15 protein-coding genes are annotated in these 17,978 nt (G+C 38.1%); all 15 read left to right on the forward strand.

Translation table 11 applies throughout. The features are described 5' to 3' along the window. The first annotated feature begins 4 nt into the window (after positions 1 to 4). The 15 genes from ACQKOF_RS01340 (at position 5) to ACQKOF_RS01410 (ending at position 17,825) form a co-directional block, all read left to right on the forward strand. Positions 5 to 784 carry an NAD(P)-dependent oxidoreductase gene (locus ACQKOF_RS01340; protein ID WP_427552926.1) on the forward strand — a complete coding sequence of 260 codons (780 nt, stop codon included), beginning with the start codon at positions 5 to 7 and terminating at the stop codon, positions 782 to 784. Next, on the forward strand, positions 778 to 1,368 hold the full coding sequence (locus tag ACQKOF_RS01345; RefSeq protein WP_370042814.1) for a dipicolinate synthase subunit B: 591 nt from the start codon (positions 778 to 780) through the stop codon (positions 1,366 to 1,368). Before ACQKOF_RS01340 ends, ACQKOF_RS01345 begins: the two co-directional genes overlap by 7 nt. A gap of 82 nt (positions 1,369 to 1,450) precedes the next feature. Next, positions 1,451 to 2,488 (forward strand): aspartate-semialdehyde dehydrogenase, encoded by a 1,038-nt coding sequence (locus ACQKOF_RS01350; protein ID WP_427552928.1) that lies wholly within the window; start codon positions 1,451 to 1,453, stop codon positions 2,486 to 2,488. A gap of 13 nt (positions 2,489 to 2,501) precedes the next feature. Next, on the forward strand, positions 2,502 to 3,419 hold the full coding sequence (dapA, locus tag ACQKOF_RS01355; RefSeq protein ID WP_370042812.1) for a 4-hydroxy-tetrahydrodipicolinate synthase: 918 nt from the start codon (positions 2,502 to 2,504) through the stop codon (positions 3,417 to 3,419). A gap of 341 nt (positions 3,420 to 3,760) precedes the next feature. Further along, positions 3,761 to 5,428: a ribonuclease J gene (locus tag ACQKOF_RS01360; protein ID WP_427552931.1), complete on the forward strand. Its 1,668-nt coding sequence runs from the start codon at positions 3,761 to 3,763 to the stop codon at positions 5,426 to 5,428. Between the two features lie 139 nt (positions 5,429 to 5,567). Then, complete coding sequence (locus ACQKOF_RS01365) at positions 5,568 to 7,856, forward strand: DNA translocase FtsK (RefSeq protein WP_427552934.1); 2,289 nt, start codon at positions 5,568 to 5,570, stop codon at positions 7,854 to 7,856. Positions 7,857 to 8,041: 185 nt separating this feature from the next. Then, positions 8,042 to 8,770 carry a GntR family transcriptional regulator gene (locus ACQKOF_RS01370; protein WP_387080068.1) on the forward strand — a complete coding sequence of 243 codons (729 nt, stop codon included), beginning with the start codon at positions 8,042 to 8,044 and terminating at the stop codon, positions 8,768 to 8,770. Between the two features lie 54 nt (positions 8,771 to 8,824). Continuing rightward, complete coding sequence (locus tag ACQKOF_RS01375; RefSeq protein ID WP_427552937.1) at positions 8,825 to 9,907, forward strand: BMP family lipoprotein; 1,083 nt, start codon at positions 8,825 to 8,827, stop codon at positions 9,905 to 9,907. A 511-nt stretch (positions 9,908 to 10,418) separates the two neighbouring features. Beyond that, positions 10,419 to 11,966 carry an ABC transporter ATP-binding protein gene (locus ACQKOF_RS01380; protein WP_427552939.1) on the forward strand — a complete coding sequence of 516 codons (1,548 nt, stop codon included), beginning with the start codon at positions 10,419 to 10,421 and terminating at the stop codon, positions 11,964 to 11,966. Next, complete coding sequence (locus ACQKOF_RS01385; protein WP_427552941.1) at positions 11,966 to 13,012, forward strand: ABC transporter permease; 1,047 nt, start codon at positions 11,966 to 11,968, stop codon at positions 13,010 to 13,012. The genes ACQKOF_RS01380 and ACQKOF_RS01385 overlap by 1 nt, the downstream gene beginning before the upstream one ends. A 1-nt stretch (position 13,013) precedes the next feature. After that, positions 13,014 to 13,973, forward strand: a complete 960-nt coding sequence (locus tag ACQKOF_RS01390) for an ABC transporter permease (RefSeq protein WP_427552943.1) — start codon at positions 13,014 to 13,016, stop codon at positions 13,971 to 13,973. A 255-nt stretch (positions 13,974 to 14,228) separates the two neighbouring features. Next, on the forward strand, positions 14,229 to 15,500 hold the full coding sequence (yfmF, locus tag ACQKOF_RS01395) for an EF-P 5-aminopentanol modification-associated protein YfmF (protein ID WP_427552945.1): 1,272 nt from the start codon (positions 14,229 to 14,231) through the stop codon (positions 15,498 to 15,500). Continuing rightward, a complete protein-coding gene (gene yfmH / locus ACQKOF_RS01400; protein WP_427552947.1) occupies positions 15,497 to 16,798 on the forward strand; it encodes an EF-P 5-aminopentanol modification-associated protein YfmH in 1,302 nt (433 codons plus the stop codon). The genes yfmF and yfmH overlap by 4 nt, the downstream gene beginning before the upstream one ends. Beyond that, complete coding sequence (gene ymfI, locus ACQKOF_RS01405; RefSeq protein WP_427552949.1) at positions 16,795 to 17,523, forward strand: elongation factor P 5-aminopentanone reductase; 729 nt, start codon at positions 16,795 to 16,797, stop codon at positions 17,521 to 17,523. Before yfmH ends, ymfI begins: the two co-directional genes overlap by 4 nt. A 44-nt stretch (positions 17,524 to 17,567) precedes the next feature. Continuing rightward, positions 17,568 to 17,825 carry a DUF3243 domain-containing protein gene (locus tag ACQKOF_RS01410; protein WP_370042801.1) on the forward strand — a complete coding sequence of 86 codons (258 nt, stop codon included), beginning with the start codon at positions 17,568 to 17,570 and terminating at the stop codon, positions 17,823 to 17,825. Positions 17,826 to 17,978: the final 153 nt, after the last annotated feature.

A 17,978-nucleotide genomic window follows, 5' to 3' on the forward strand; every position in this document is an offset into this window, starting at 1 on the left:
GCTTTTGGAAAATGAAAAATGGCTTGTTATCGGTGAGGATCTAAGATTAAAGGAATTAGCTACAATGCTAAGAAGCCCATCGAGAACGGTATTTTATAAAAGAACATCAGTTTGGAATGAAGAGTTAAATAAGCTTGTATTAGAATTCCAACCGAATAGAATTATTCTTCCCATTCTTCCACTTAAAATTGAAGTGGAACAGCTTTATGGGATATCCCAAGTTAAGTTTTATACAGGGCGTTTGACTATGCATTGGAAGCATTTGCTTGAGAAAAATGAAACTAATTGCTATTTACAACAAGAATCTTTTATTTGGCAAAACGCAAGATTAACAGCGGAGGGATTTATCGCCACATTTTACGGACTCGAGCAAAAATGTATTTACGGACAAAACTTTACTATCGCAGGTTTTGGACGCACAGCCAAAATGCTCGCTTCTTTACTCGTCAAGATGGGCGCTAATGTCCATATAGTAGCGCGTTCAGTTGTACAAGTGAGTGAAGCTAAGGCATATGGTTATAAAGCTACGGATTTAGATGACCGTAAATGGTCAATTAATGATGGGATTTTTATCAATACGATTCCAGCTAAATGGATTACAGAATCATTCCAAGATCATGTCCCAGCTGTCCTATATGATTTGGCTTCAGAGCCTGGATGTTTGGATATAGACGCTGAGCAATTACAAACGTACGTGCTATTGCCATCATTACCTGGGAAATACTTTGCACATGATGCAGCTACAATATTGTGCAAGGCAATAGAGGAGGAAGAAAATTGCTAACGGGTAAACGAATAGGTTTAGGTATTACAGCCTCTCACTGTACGTATGAGGATGTAGTACCTAAAATTCAAAACTTTATAGATGTAGGAGCAACGGTTGTTCCAATAATTACGCATTCCGTGTTACATGCGGCTACGCGTTTTGGTACCGGGGAGGAATGGATTGCAAAAATAGAGGAATTGACTCGAGAAAAGGTTATTTCCTCTATTAAAGAGGCAGAACCATTCGGACCATCCAATCCATTGGATGCGATGGTTATAGCACCGATGACAGGCAATAGTATTAGTAAATTTGCTAATGCAGCAACAGATAGTCCGGTATTGATGGCTGCTAAGGCAACATTGCGTAACGGTTCGCCTGTTGTCCTAGGCATATCAACAAATGATGCTCTTGGCTTAAATGGCATGAATATTATGAGGCTGCTAAATGCTAAAAATATTTACTTTATTCCATTCGGGCAGGACTCACCACATTCAAAGCCAAATTCCTTGATTGCAGATTTTGATCAAATGGTCGCGACTGTTCATGAAGCGATTACGGAGAAAAAGCAATTACAACCGCTGTTGATACAATATTTCAAATAATTCACGAATTACACACAATTTTCAGTATTTTTGTGATACAATAGCACACATTATGTAACATGTATTCAAGGAGAGATGACAGATGACAAAGCAGTTAACAGTTGCGGTTGTTGGAGCAACAGGGGCAGTAGGCACAAAAATGATGGAGCAACTCATTAAACGGAATTTTCCAATCGGAGATATTAAGTTCTTAGCTTCTGCACGTTCAGCAGGAAAACCAATTGAATTTAATGGTAAGACATATACAATTGAAGAAGCGACACCTGAAGCTTTTGAAGGCGTCAATGTCGCTTTATTCTCAGCTGGTGGTTCTGTATCAGCGGTGTTGGCACCAGAAGCGGCAAAACGTGGTGCAGTAGTTATCGATAATACGAGCCATTTCCGTATGGATCCAGAGGTACCACTAGTTGTGCCTGAAGTAAATCGTGGCGATCTTGCTAAGCATAAAGGGATTATTGCGAATCCAAACTGCTCTACAATTCAAATGATGGCTGCACTTGAACCTATTCGTAATGCATTTGGCTTAACAAAAATTATTGTATCGACATACCAAGCGGTTTCAGGTGCAGGTATTTCTGCTGTTCAAGAATTAAAGGCACAAAGTGAAAATTGGGATGCAGGTAAGGATGTAGAAGCAAATATTTTACCTTCTGGTAGCGACAAACGTCATTATCCAATCGCTCGTAATGTCATTCCACAAATTGATAAATTTACAGACAATGGCTTTACATATGAAGAAATGAAAATGATTAATGAAACGAAGAAAATCATGCATGCACCAGAGCTAAACGTAGCTGCAACTTGTGTTCGCGTGCCAGTCGTTTCCGGACACTCTGAATCTGTTTATATTGAAGTAGAAAAAGAAGCAACGGTACAGGAGATTTTTGAAGTATTACGCAGTGCACCAGGTGTAGTATTACAAGATGATATCGCAACACAAACTTACCCAATGCCTATCTATGCAGAAGGGGAAGACAATACTTTTGTAGGCCGTATCCGACAAGATTTAGACAATAAAAAAGGATTCCACCTATGGATCGTTTCTGACAATCTTTTAAAAGGCGCTGCATTAAACTCTATCCAAATTGCAGAAGCAATGCTGGAGGATAACTTACTATAAGAGGGGTGTAAGGATGAATTTAGGTCGAATTGGAACGGCGATGATAACGCCGTTCAAAGAAGATGGCACGATTAATTATCCAGAACTAGAACGTATTATTAATCATTTGATTGATAATGGTACAGATTGTATTGTCGCATGTGGCACAACCTCTGAAAACCCAACTATGTCCACAGAAGAAAAAATTGAAGTTGTACGCTTTACAGTAGAAAAAACAGCAGGTCGTGTACCCGTTATTGCAGGTACAGGGGATAACGAAACTGCTTACTCTATTGCAATGACACACAAGGCTGAAGAAAATGGTGCTGATGGTATCATGCTTGTAGCACCATATTATAATAAGCCAAATCAACGCGGTATTTTTGCGCATTTTGAAACAATTGCAAAAGAAACTAGTTTACCTGTCATGCTTTATAACGTGCCAGGACGTACAGGCGTCAATGTTGCCTATGAAACTTCTGTTGCCTTAAGTAAAATTCCTAATATTTCATGGATTAAAGAAGCGAGTGGCAATTTAGATCAAATGGGCGATATTATTGAGAATGTTGATTCAGATGATAATTTCTTAGTGTATAGTGGGGATGATGGTTTAACTCTTCCACTACTAGCAATCGGCGGAGCAGGAATTATCTCAGTTGCTGCTCATGTTGTTGGAAATGATATGCAATTAATGATTAAGGCGTTTGAAGAAGGAAATCACGAGCTAGCAGCCAAAATTCACCGAGCATTATTACCACTTGTACGTGCGCTGTTCGCACAGCCAAACCCATCGCCTGTAAAATACGCGATGACCAAATTAGGCTTTGATACACTTAATGTTCGTCTGCCAATGATGGAAATGACAGATGAAGAAAAAGCAAACTTTGACCGAATTTGGGATACGTATCAAGAAAAAGCAAGAAGCTTTAGAAAAATAAGTACCTTTAGTTAATTTAATTAAACCCTCCGACCGTAAACAAACTCGAGATTTTTTAGTTTGTTTACGGTCTTTTTTTATTATATAGAAGAATAAGGTCGTTACTTTCCACAATTCAGGTATTTCGTAGACTTATATTCAATAAGAATGTCGGAACCTTTTCGTGAAATATCGGTATCATTTCTGAATTTATCGGAATACTTTTTATCTCGCTCTATTAGTACACATGAGTTGTTTTGTAAAAAATTTCTGTTTCCACCATGAAAGATGTATTTTTAATTTGTGCAAAAGCTTTGCAAACCGTATAATAAATCTTAAGTGGTTGCTGTTCGGGATATTTTTTAGGAGGAAATAAATTGACAAAAAAGAAAAATGAATTAATTCGCATCATTCCACTTGGTGGCGTGGGCGAAATTGGGAAAGCAATGTACGTAGTAGAAATTGACGAAGAGCTATTTGTAGTGGATAGCGGCTTGATGTTCCCTGAAGACGAAATGCTGGGCATTGATATCGTAATTCCTGATATTACGTATTTAGAAGAAAATAAAGATCGTGTGAAAGGGATATTCTTAACACATGGTCATGAAGATGCAATTGGTTCGATTGCTTATGTATTACAAAAAATAAAAGCGCCGGTGTACGGATCAAAATTAACAATTGCACTTGCAAAGGAGCAATTAAAAGAATTGCCTGCACCACATCAGGTGAAATTCTTTGAGGTTACGAACCGTAGTCGTATGAATTTTAACTCAACGTATGTGACATTCTTCCATACAACACATAGTATTCCCGATTCGTTAGGGGTAGTGTTCCATACATCTGAAGGAGCAATTGTTCATACAGGTGAGTTTAAATTTGATCAATCAGCGACAGGTAAATTTAAACCTGATTTAGCAAAAATGGCTCAGCTAGGGGAAGAAGGCGTATTTATTCTGTTATCTGAGTCGTGTGAAGCTGAGCGACCAGGTTATACGACATCTGAGATTGTGATTGAAGAGCAATTATCAAAAACATTCCATTCAGCACCAGGTCGTATTTTAGTTGCTGTTTATGCATCGAATTTTATTCGTATTCAACAAGTATTTACACAAGCTCAAAAGTCGTTCCGTAAAGTAGTCATTGTAGGAAAACCTTTAGAAAAAGCTGTGGATTTAGGTGTACAGCTAGGCCACTTAACGGTAGAGGAAGAAACAATCATCCCTATCTCAGAAATGCAAAAATACCAAGATGATGAGATTATTATTATTGCTACAGGTAATAAAGGGGAACCACTTGATGCATTAGAAAAAATCGTCCGCAAACATCACCGAGACATTAAAATTAAGAAAGATGATACGGTATTAATTACATTTACACCGTCTCCAGGTATGGAAGTACAGATGGCTAATACGATGAATTCTATCGCAAAAGCAGGTGCTGAAATTCTAACATCTAGTAAAAATGTACATGTGTCGGGTCACGGTAGCCAAGAGGATTTAAAATTAATGCTAAACTTAATGCAACCGAAGTACTTTATCCCTGTGCAAGGTGAGTATCGCATGCTGATTGCTCACTCTAAGCTTGCTCAACAGCTAGGTATGCAAAAATCACAAATTTTTATCGCCGATAAAGGGGATATTGTAGAATATAAAAATGGTAAGATGCGAATGAGTGGCCGTGTACAAGCTGGTAATGTATTAATAGACGGTATTGGTGTTGGCGATGTAGGTAACATCGTACTTCGCGATCGTAAGTTATTATCGCAGGATGGTATTTTCATTGTTGTAGTAACACTAAATCGTGCTCAGAAGAAAATTGCATCTGGTCCTGAAATTTTATCACGTGGTTTCGTATATGTACGCGAATCAGAAGAATTAATGGTGGAAGCTTCTGATATTGCAAGAAATGTTATTGAAAAATACGTTGGTAAAGATACATTTGAATGGACAAATATTAAACAAGAAATTCGAGATACATTGAATACGTATTTATTCCAAAAAACGAAGCGCCGCCCAATGATTATCCCAATCATTATGGAATATTAAAAATGAAAGCTCATCGTTAAATGAAAAAGGATTTTCTAGCCGAATGTGAACGGTGGAAAATCCTTTTTTTGAATAATCAAGTTCTACATGTTATTATTCGCTACATATAAAGAATGGATTACAAAAGAAGGTGAAATAGATGGCGACTAGTAAAAAAAGAAAAGTCACTAAAGCAAAAGCGACTACAGAAAAAAAAGAAATGCATCCGCTTATGTATGAAATTTTAGGGCTTATCTTAATCGCATTAGCGGTTATTATGATTTTTGAATATGGTATGACTGGGCGTATTTTACAAACGATAGCAATGTTTCTTTTAGGAAATTTACATTTTGCTGTGCCATTTATGCTTATATTTGTTGCGTTGTTACTGATGATTGGGCAGAAAAAAGTAAGTATTTATGATCGTCTAATCTTAGGTATGCTCCTCATTGTTATGAGTTTAACAATTTTTAGCCATGGCATTCTGTTTGAACAATTATCAAAATCTGGTGGTTTATTATCAGACTCTGTTTTGCGAGAATCTTGGCGAATTTTAATTAATTCAGAGGGTATTATCCATCGGAGTAATGCACTTGGTGGAGGTATGGTTGGTGCACTGTTATTTAGTGCTCTACATGTATTATTTGAGGCAACAGGTGCGAAGGTCGTCGCTTGGGTTATTTTCTTTATCGGAGTAATTTTAGTAACAGGAAAGGCACTTGTTCCATATTTAGCGGGAAAAATGCCCGACCTTTTTGGTAAATGGCAAAAGAAACAGCGTGAAAAGAAAAAAAATATGCCAAAGAAACTTAAAAATCGTCGTTCAAAAGTAGACAGCAAGGATGAAATTGCAGCTGTCGATCAGGCGCCTGAGGTACAAGAGGAAGAAGAAGTGTCTCATGAACCAATTATCTCTGCCTTCACTCAAAATGTGTCTCATGAACGAGAAGCATTTGCAGCAGCTGAAAATGAAGATATTGAACATGGAGAAATTATTGATGATGTCCATATCGAAGGGGCAGATGCTGTGGAAAATGCAGATTATCAACTGCCTTCTTATAATCTATTACAATTACCGCCACAGCATGACCAAAGTGGCGAATATTCTGTCATTCAGGCAAATGCGAAAAAGCTTGAGCAAACTTTGCAAAGCTTTGGTGTAAAGGCAAAAGTAACGCAGGTTCATTTAGGCCCAGCTGTAACCAAATACGAAATATTACCAGATGTAGGTGTGAAAGTAAGTAAAATTGTAAACTTACAGGATGATCTTGCCTTAGCACTTGCTGCGAAGGATATTCGTATGGAAGCACCCATTCCTGGGAAGTCAGCGATTGGCATTGAAGTACCAAATAGTGAGGTAGCAATTGTTACACTAAGGGAAGTATTAGAGTCTAAAGATGGGGCAAAGCCAGAAGCATTATTACAAGTTGCGTTTGGTCGTGATATTACTGGGCAAGCAGTACTCGCTGAACTCAATAAAATGCCACATTTACTTGTTGCAGGTTCAACAGGTAGTGGGAAAAGTGTGTGTATAAATGGTATTGTCGTATCAATCCTAATGCGTACAAAACCACATGAGGTAAAGCTGATGATGATTGACCCGAAAATGGTGGAGTTAAATGTTTATAACGGAATTCCTCATCTACTGGCACCAGTTGTTACAGATGCACGTAAAGCGTCTCAGGCTTTAAAGAAAGTTGTGTCAGAAATGGAACGCCGCTATGATCTATTTTCTCATACAGGTACTCGTAATATCGAAGGCTACAATGGCCATGTACAAAAAGTCAATGAACAAACGGGTGAAAAACAACCGAAATTACCTTATATTGTGGTAATTGTAGACGAGTTAGCAGACTTAATGATGGTTGCCTCAAGTGATGTAGAGGATTCTATTACACGTTTAGCACAAATGGCACGTGCAGCAGGGATTCATTTAATCATTGCAACCCAACGACCAAGTGTAGATGTGTTGACAGGTGTTATTAAAGCAAATATACCTTCGCGCATTGCCTTTGCGGTGTCATCAGCAATCGATTCTAGAACGATATTAGATATGGGTGGAGCAGAACGTTTGCTAGGTCGAGGAGATATGTTATTTTTACCTGCCGGTGCATCTAAACCAAAACGTGTGCAAGGTGCTTTTTTATCAGACCAAGAAGTTGAGTCAGTTGTTAACTTTGTTATAGAACAGCAAAAGGCACAGTATCAGGAGGAAATGATTCCGACCGAAGAAGAGGCGATTTTAGAGGAAACGGATGAATTATTTGATGAGGCTGTACAGTTAGTTGTAAGTATGCAAACGGCCTCTGTTTCGATGTTGCAACGCCGCTTCCGTATCGGCTATTCGAGAGCTGCTCGTATTGTTGATCAAATGGAACAACGCGGTATTGTCGGGCCTTCAGAAGGTAGTAAACCTCGACAAGTGCTCATTCATCAATACGATAATTAGAGCCAAAATAACGACAAAAACTCGAATAATATTGTCTACATCGAGCAGGCTCAAATTCTTTTAAAATTCGAAAGCAATTACACTAAGGTGTAATTGCTTTCAGTCTATAAAAATGTTATATTTATGAACGATTAGTAGGAATGTTGTACATCAGATGTCTGATCTCTGATTTGGTGGTGATATATGTGACTATTAAAGCAGATCATCGTCATCTCTATCTTCAAGTAATTGATCGTTTAAAGTCTGACATTGAAATAGGCGTTTTTAAAGAAAATGAAAAACTGCCTTCAGAGTTTGAATTATCGAAATCACTAGGAGTCAGTCGAGCAACACTTAGAGAAGCGCTACGACTGTTGGAAGAGGAAAATGTTATTGTGCGTCGACATGGGGTAGGGACATTTGTCAACCCTAAGCCGTTGTTTACATCAGGTATCGAGCATCTATCGAGCATTTCTTCTATGATCGAGGCAGCAGGTATGGAACCCGGTTCCCGCTTTTTAAAGGCGACGGAAAGCATACCTTCTGAGGAAGATTTAAAACGCTTCCAATGTGATGGCGAAGATAAAATACTCACAATTGAACGTGTCAGAACAGCGGATGGTGAGCCGGTAGTATACTGCATAGACAGATTACCAGCAAGCTTCCTGCCAACTGACTTTGTAGAAAAAAAGGAAGTTTCACTCTTCTCTGCACTTGAACAATCTGGTAAAATTCATGTTGCCTATGCTGTTACATATATTGATCCAATCGGGTATCATGAGCAAGCTTCACCGATTTTAAATTGCGGGCGTGAAACAGCTCTTTTAGTATTAAAGCAGTTGCATTACGATGATCATGATCAAGTAGTGCTGTATTCAAAAAATTATTTCCGAGCTGATAAATTCAGCTTCCATGTAGTTCGTAAAAGGGTGTAGAACATTTCTAAATATTTTTCCTGCTAATTACAATACCTTTGGGGGGTTAATCAAATGAAAAAACGTAAATTTGGCTTAGTATTATCATCAGTTTTAGCTGCAAGTGCAATCTTAGGTGCATGTGGTACGAAAGACGAAGAAAAACCTGCAAAAGAAAATGAAAACGCATCATCAGGCGAAAGCAGCAAAGAAGCATTCTCAGTAGCAATGGTTACTGACGTAGGTGGCGTTGATGATAAATCATTCAACCAATCTGCTTGGGAAGGTGTTCAAGCTTACGGTAAAGAACATAACCTAGAACAAGGTAATGGCTTCGACTACTTACAATCAAAATCAGATGCAGACTATGAATCAAATTTAAACGCTTTATTACGTCGTAACTTTGATTTAGTTTATGGAATCGGTTTCATGATGGCTGACGCAGTTGAAGCTGTTGCTTCAGACAACCCAGAAAAACATTTTGCATTAATCGATGCTGAAGTAAAAGCAGACAACGTTGTTAATGTTCTTTTCAAAGAGCAAGAAGGTGCTTTTTTAGCTGGTGTAGCTGCTGCGAAAATGTCTAAATCAGGTAAAATCGGTTTCGTGGGTGGAGTAGATATTCCAGTTATCAACCGCTTCGAGGCTGGATTTGTTGAAGGTGCAAAAGCTGTAAATCCAAAAATCAAAATCCAATCAAAATACACTGGTGCATTCGATAAAGCTGACCTTGGTAAAATTACTGCAAACAGCATGTACTCTTCTGGTGTAGATGTAATCTTCCACGCTGCTGGTGCAACTGGTAACGGTGTATTCTCTGAGGCAAAGGAACGTAAGAAAAAAGACCCTAATGCAAATGTATGGGTAATTGGAGTAGACGCTGACCAATACGAAGAAGGTAAAGTAGACGATAAAACAAATGTAACTTTAACTTCTATGTTAAAAGGTGTTAACACAGCAGTTGTAGATATTTCAAATAAAGCGAAAAACGGTGAATTCCCAGGAGGCAAAACGCTTACTTATGGTTTAGCTGAAGACGGAGTGAAACTTGCAGATTCTCGTGGTGCAATCCCAGCAGATGTTCAAGCTGTCATTGACGAATATAAAGAGAAAATTGCTAAAGGTGAAATTAAAGTTCCAGAAAAAGTGAAAAAATAATTCATCTTTTGATCATCATAAGGGACTTTTAGAGAGCCCTTATGATGATTTTTCAATCTATCGTTATATTTCGACTATTTGCAATACTCTATCGGATCATATTTATTTACCATAGAGGTAGTAATTTTTCTATGAGTTTATCGTAAGAATAGTAATGATGGTAACAAGTTAATAGAAGAAAGGTTTCTAACGATGACCTTTCCTGTATTAATTTATCTTTATTCAGAAGAATATCTACCTCTATTAGGGACAAGATATGCATGAATTTTTGTTAATAGGGTACATAATGCCGCTGAACGAAGATGGAACCTTTGGCTGAAGTCATTGCTGTGTATGTGAAAAACGTTGAATTAACAGTGACTATAGCTAGTATTATTAACAGGACGTATTGTTTATCTGTGTGAAAGTGGAATGTTAACGAAGCGTCAGCAACACATGTTTTCTGTAGCTAGAGCGAAGTAACAGCCACAAGGTGAAAATGATAAAAGTGCCTATTAAGGGAGTGACGAAATTGGAACACGTGATTGAGATGCTAGGAATCCGAAAAGAATTCGGTAATTTCGTGGCGAATAATAACATCACCCTCCAACTGAAAAAAGGCGAAATCCATGCATTGCTAGGTGAAAATGGTGCAGGTAAATCGACTTTAATGAACGTCCTTTTTGGTTTGTATCAACCAGAAGGTGGCGAAATTCGAGTTCGTGGGAAGGCTGTTAAAATTACAAACCCAAATGTGGCCAATGATTTGGGGATTGGTATGGTCCATCAACACTTTATGTTAGTGGAAAATTTTACAGTGACAGAGAACATTATTTTAGGTTCTGAACCCACAAAAATGGGGATTGTTAACATTAAAGATGCAGCAAAGAAAGTACAAGCACTTTCTGAGAAATATGGTTTAGATGTTGATCCGCATGCCAAAATCGAGGATATTACTGTGGGGATGCAACAACGTGTTGAAATTTTAAAAACACTATACCGCGGTGCAGAAATTTTAATCTTTGACGAACCTACTGCATCTTTAACACCACAGGAGATTACAGAGCTTATTCAAATAATGCGCCGCTTAATTGCAGAGGGCAAATCCATTATTTTAATTACCCATAAGCTAAAAGAAATTATGGAAGTCTCCGACCGTGTGACGATTATCCGAAAAGGGGAAGGGATTGGAACAGTTATAACTGCTGATACAAATCCTAACCAATTAGCTGAAATGATGGTTGGTCGCCAAGTCGAATTTAAAACAGAAAAAACAGAAGCAAAACCAACTGATGAAGTACTTACAATCGACAACTTGGTTGTTACAGACTATCGTAATATCGATAAAGTAAAAGGTTTGAACTTAAAAGTACGCAAAGGTGAAATTGTTGGTATTGCGGGTATCGATGGCAACGGACAATCCGAGTTAATCGAAGCCATTACTGGTCTCCGTAAAGTAAAGAGTGGACATGTTAAATTAAATGGTACTGATATTACAAATATGAAACCTCGAAAAATTACTGAGGAAGGCGTTGGGCATATCCCACAAGATCGCCATAAGCATGGTTTAGTATTAGATTTCCCAATCGGTCATAATATCGCACTACAAACATATTATCAGTCTCCAATCGCTAAGGGCTTTGTCATGGACTACAAGAAAGTGTCTGAAAAAGCACGTCAAATCATTGGGGAATATGATGTGCGTACTGGTAATGGTGAAATGACTCCAGCACGTGCCCTTTCAGGTGGTAACCAGCAAAAAGCAATTATCGGTCGTGAAATTGATCGTAATCCAGATTTATTGATTGCTGCTTTACCAACACGTGGCCTTGACGTAGGTGCTATTGAATTTATTCACTCTCGCCTTATCGAGCAACGTGATAAAGGAAAAGCAGTACTGTTAATTTCATTTGAATTAGATGAAGTCATGAATGTTTCTGACCGTATCGCTGTTATTTATGATGGTCAAATTGTTGATGAGTTAAATCCAAAAGAAACAACAGAACAAGAGCTTGGTCTATTAATGGCAGGACAAAGTAGTAAAAATAACATGAATGATGCGAAGGAGGGGAACGACTAATGTCAAATCGTGTCATTAATATACTCGTTCCTATCATCTCTATTATTATCGGTTTAATTGTTGGTGCTATCGTAATGTTAGTCAGCGGCTATGACCCAGTACAAGGTTATAGCGCCCTTTGGACAGGTATTTTTGGAGATTCATATTCTATTGGGAACACAATCCGTCAAATAACACCGTACATATTGGCGGGTCTTGCGGTAGCATTTGCCTTCCGCACAGGATTATTCAACATCGGTGTTGAAGGTCAGCTAATTTTAGGTTGGCTAGCAGCAGCTTGGGTAGGATATGCATTTGATCTACCTAAATTTATTCACTTACCATTAGCATTGCTTGCGGCAGCTGCTGCAGGTGCATTTTGGGCCTTTATTGCAGGTTTCTTAAAAGCGAAATTTAAAGTTCACGAAGTTATTGCGACAATTATGTTAAACTATACTGCGCTTTATATTGCGAATGCAGTGATTAAAAAATTGTCTGACGGTAGCTTTAAAACAGAACGCGTTCATGAATCAGCATCTTTGCGTTCTCCGTTTTTAAGAGAGCTTACAGACAATTCAAGTCTTCACTATGGGATCATTATTGCATTATTAATGGTAGTAGTTATGTGGTTCATTTTAGAAAAAACAACACGTGGATATGAGCTAAAAGCGGTAGGCTTTAACAAGCATGCTGCAGACTATGCTGGTATGAACGTCAACAAAAACATTATTTTAGCTATGACGATTTCAGGTATGTTCGCTGGTCTTGGTGGTGCTATGGAGGCACTAGGTACTTTCGGAAACGCTTCTATTAAAGCAGGCTTTACTGGTATTGGTTTCGATGGTATCGCTGTTGCCTTACTTGGTGCTAACACGCCACTAGGGGTTGTATTTGGAGCTTCATTATTCGGCTCACTAAAATACGGAGCGCTAAATATGCCAAATGCTGCGGGTATTCCAGAGGAAATTGTATCTATTATTATCGCGTTAATTATTTTCTTTGTAGCATCAGGCTATATCATACGAGTAGCATTACAAAAATTGAGCAAGAAAAAGGAGGGGCAATAACATGAGCTTTTTAGAAATGTTATATTTCATCATCCCTTCTGCAATTCTTTATGCAACACCTTTAATCTTTACGGCAATCGGTGGCGTATTCTCTGAACGTTCTGGTGTTGTAAACATCGGACTAGAAGGTTTAATGATTGTTGGTGCATTTGTTGGTATTTTTGTTAATCTAGAATTTGCTTCGACATTCGGTGCAGCAACAATTTGGGTGGCAATGCTGGCAGCTTTCGTTGTTGGGGGAATCTTTTCACTTCTCCATGCCGTTGCTTCGATTTCCTTCCGTGCCGATCAAACGGTATCGGGGGTTGCTATCAACTTATTAGGTTTAGCGGTATCCGTATTCTTGGTGAAAATGATTTATGATAAAGGTCAAACGGATATGATTACTCAACCAATAGATCGTTTCGCTATCCCTTATTTAGGAGATATTCCGTTCTTCGGTCCATTATTATTCCAAAACGTCTACAGTACATCGATATTAGCTTTTGCAGTAGCTATTGGAGCATGGTTTATCATTTATAAAACTCCATTTGGTTTACGCTTACGAGCTGTTGGTGAGCACCCAATGGCTGCAGATACAATGGGAGTAAATGTTAATAGAATGCGCTATATTGCTGTTGTCATCTCTGGGGCATTAGGTGGTCTTGGTGGTGCAGTGTACGCGCAAACAATTACACACGATTTCTCACATGCAACAATTGCTGGGCAAGGCTTTATGGCGATTGCAGCAATGATTTTCGGGAAATGGCATCCGATTGGTGCTTTAGGTGCAGCATTATTCTTTGGATTAGCTCAAACGTTAAGTATTGCAGGAAACCAAATTTCATACATTCAAGACATCCCTGCTGTTTACTTACAAATTTTACCTTATGTATTAACAATCTTTGCATTAGCAGGATTTATCGGTAAAGCAAATGCACCAAAAGCTAGTGGCCAACCTTATATTAAGGGGAAACGCTAAAAAACAGACAATTATTTACACTAAAGACTGGGCGAAAATGCTCAGTCTTTTTCCTTGTACATATCTCAAGTGTTTGGGAAAATAATGGTTGAGGTTAACCTTTATTTGCTAGTATGAATAGGTTAATTAATCACCAAATGTAATTTCTCACTTTTCATATACATACTTTGGATTCTTTTTGCAATTATAGACAATAGACATGTATAGTATGTGTAGTACTTTGTTATATTAAGAAAGATAAGGAGGGTTCTATATATGTTTAAAACAATACCTTTTGCAAAAGGTGTCAATTTGCATATCCGACAAACGACCCAATTTAAAACTGTGAATTTTTCAATTAAATGGAGAAAAGCATTAACGGCCACAAATGCGTCTGAACGCACTGTGTTAACAAATGTATTGCAACACAGTAATGAAAAATATAAGACAACAGCTGCATTCCGAGGTTTCTTGGATGACTTGTATGGCACAGTGTTGTATTTTGACACATCTAAACGTGGTAATGAACATACAGTACTGATGAATGTAGAGGCCGTTAATGATCATTATTTGGCAAATACAAGTGTTTTAAACGAGGTACTCGGTTTATTGCACACAGCAATATTTGAACCGAATTTAGAAAACGGTGTATTTAAGGAATCTATTGTAGAGCGTGAAAAGAAAACGGTCATTCAGCGTATTGAGTCTATTTTTGACGATAAATCTCGTTTTGCGCAGCAACGTCTTCAACAAATTTTACGTCCAAATGAACCGGCCTCTATTTCTGCTAACGGAACTGTCGAGGACATTCAAAAAATAACCCCTACATCATTATTTGAAGCATATCAATCCATGCTTGCTAATGATAAAATCGACATCTATGTCGCAGGTGATATCAATGAAGACGAAATCGTAGCGAACCTAAAAAAAGCGCTACCATTTACTGATCGTACACCTGAAGAAATCCCAGCTGTGCTTCCACAACAGCATCCACAAAATGATTATGTACGTGAACAACAAGAAATGAAGCAAGGAAAGCTGCATATTGGCTTTAGTACACCAGTACGATTTGGTGACCCTGATTTCACTAAAATGCAAATCTTTAACGGCGTGTTCGGTGGTTATCCTCATGCCAAATTATTTATGAATGTTCGTGAAAAGGAAAGTTTAGCTTACTATGCGTCTAGCTCATATGCGTCACATTATGGCTTAGTCTTTGTTGTGTCTGGGATTGAACCAAAGAATGAAGAAAAAGCGCTCTCACTAATTAAGGAACAACTTACTGTTATGCAAGCAGGCGATATTACAGATTTGGAAATAGAGCAAACAAAGGCAATGCTGACGAATCAGCTAAAAGAAGCATTGGATTCTGCTCGAGGACAAATAGAAATTTTTGACCAATATAAAGATTTACCCGAGGAGTTTTCTGTTGAAGCTTGGGCAAATAAATGGAAAGCTGTGACCAAGGAAGATATTGTTGAGATGGCGAAGCAAGTACAGCTAGAAGCGGTCTATTTCTTATGTGGAAAGGAGCAAGCCGCACAATGAAAACAATTGAATTCAAGCAATTAGATGAAACATTGTATTATGAAAAATTAGAGAATGGCTTAGATGTCTATATTTTACCAAAAAAAGGCTTTTCAAAAACGTTTGTGACGTTTACAACTAAGTACGGTTCTGTTGATCGTACATTTGTGCCGATTGGTGAGACGGATAGCATTACAGTACCAGATGGCATTGCTCACTTTTTAGAGCATAAAATGTTTGAAAAAGAAGATGGCGATGTCTTCCAAAAGTTTAGTGAATTCGGTGCTTCAGCCAATGCCTTTACATCATTTACACGTACGGCGTATTTATTTTCTTCGACGAACAATATTTATAACAGCACAGAAACATTATTAAATTTTGTTCAAGAGCCTTACTTTACAGAAGCAACAGTCAATAAGGAGAAAGGCATTATTGGTCAGGAAATTACGATGTATGACGATCAGCCAGATTGGCGGCTCTATTTTGGTACAATCGAAAATATGTATCATAATCACCCAGTAAAAATTGATATCGCTGGTACAATAGAGACGATTGATGGCATTACAGCGGACCATTTATACACGTGCTACAATACATTTTATCATCCGTCCAATATGTTATTGTTTGTCATTGGCGCAGTAGATCCTAATGAAATGATGACGTTTATTCGTGACAATCAAGGCAAAAAAGAATTCCCTGAACTAACACCAATTCAACGCTTCTTTGATCAAGAGCCGACTGAGGTTGCTATTAAAGAACGTGAGTTGCATATGGATGTACAAAAGCCTAAAGTCTATATCGGTTTAAAAGCAAAAGAAACAAATTTTTCAGGGCGTGACATGTTAAAGCATGAGCTGTCTGTTCAAATTGCACTTGAACTTATTTTTGGACGTACATCTAAATTTTATGAGAGTGTCTATGAAAATGGCTTGATTGATGAAACGTATGCATTTGATTTCACGTTAGAAAAGGGCTTTGGTTTTGCTATGATTGGCTCAGATTCTACAGATCCGGCTGCATTAGAGAAAGCTATTAAGGAAGAATTAGCAAAGTATGATGGAGATGCGCAATTTGAAAGTGCCGATTTAGAACGAGTGAAACATAAAAAAATAGGTTTCTTCCTACGTGCACTGAATTCTATAGAATTTATCGCCAACCAATTTACACGTTATTCGTTTAATGAAATGAATTTGTTCGATGTTGTGCCTGTACTAGAGGAACTAACGATTGAAGATTTGAAAAAAGCATTTTCTTCAATTCAAGGTGAATCTCAACAAACTGTCTTTAAAATTTTACCTACAGAGAAGGGCGTACAGTGAAAAAGTTTGTCCTCGTGTTAGGTGCATCAGGTGAGATTGGCCGTGCTATTTGCCAGAGTCTGGCAGAGGACGGTTGGTCCATCTACATACACTTTTCAAACAATGAAACAGGAGCACAGGCTTTATACCGCTCTCTTTCAGAAAACTTCCCTGCACAGGAATTTATGCTTGTACAGGGAGATTTTTCGAAAGCTTCCGGGGCACAATTGCTAGCATCGCAAATTTTTAATGTGCAAGCGATTGTCTTTGCAAATGGTCAAGCGCATTATTCTCTGCTTGAAGATACTACGGTGGAGGATATGGATGCATTATGGCGTGTTCATGTGCAAAATCCAATGCGTCTGACGGCATTACTGTCATCAAAGCTTCGCGCTCATGATGTCAGCTATGTGCTTTTTATCGGATCGATTTGGGGAGAGGCTGGATCGGCTGGCGAAGCACTTTACGCCACCGTGAAGGGCGCTCAACATGCTTTTGTGAAGTCATATGCAAAAGAAGCGGCACTGTCACGCATTCGTGTTAATGCCATTGCACCTGGCTTTATTAATACCTCGATGAACAGTCATTTATGTGAAGAAGAGCTTGAATATATTTTAGAGGACATTCCGCTAGGTATAGTTGGACAAACAACAGATGTTGCTGAAATGGTGCGTTTCTACCTTTCTGGAAAAGCAGATTATGTAACGGGACAAATCATTCGATTAAACGGTGGCTGGTACATATAATATTCTTTTTTGCACATACTACATGTGTAAAGGAGGAGGAACATATGACGATTTTAGAAAACTGGCAAAAATGGACATCGTTTTTAGGTCAAAATGTTATGCAAGCCGAATCAAGTGGCATGCCAAAGAAAATGATTCAATCGGCTGCTGTACAAATTGGGGAATATTTGGCGACAAATGTCGATCCTAAAAATGAACAAGAACGAGTGCTGTCGGATTTATGGAGCGTTGCCTCTGAAGATGAAAAACATGCATTGGCGAATTGTGTCATTAAACTTGTACAAGATAAGCATGTGCAGTAAAACAAAGAGGAGAACTATCTCCTCTTTTTTCTATTTTAAAAGGAATTTTTTGCATTGAAAAGGGAACGTATGTAAGCCTATTTTGTATGTTCAAAAAAAAAATAGTAAGTTTTTAAAAATAACGCCATAATTCCACGTATTCTAACTTTCCAT

Source organism: Lysinibacillus sp. NPDC093190 (genome assembly GCF_050280425.1).
GTDB lineage: Bacteria > Bacillota > Bacilli > Bacillales_A > Planococcaceae > Lysinibacillus.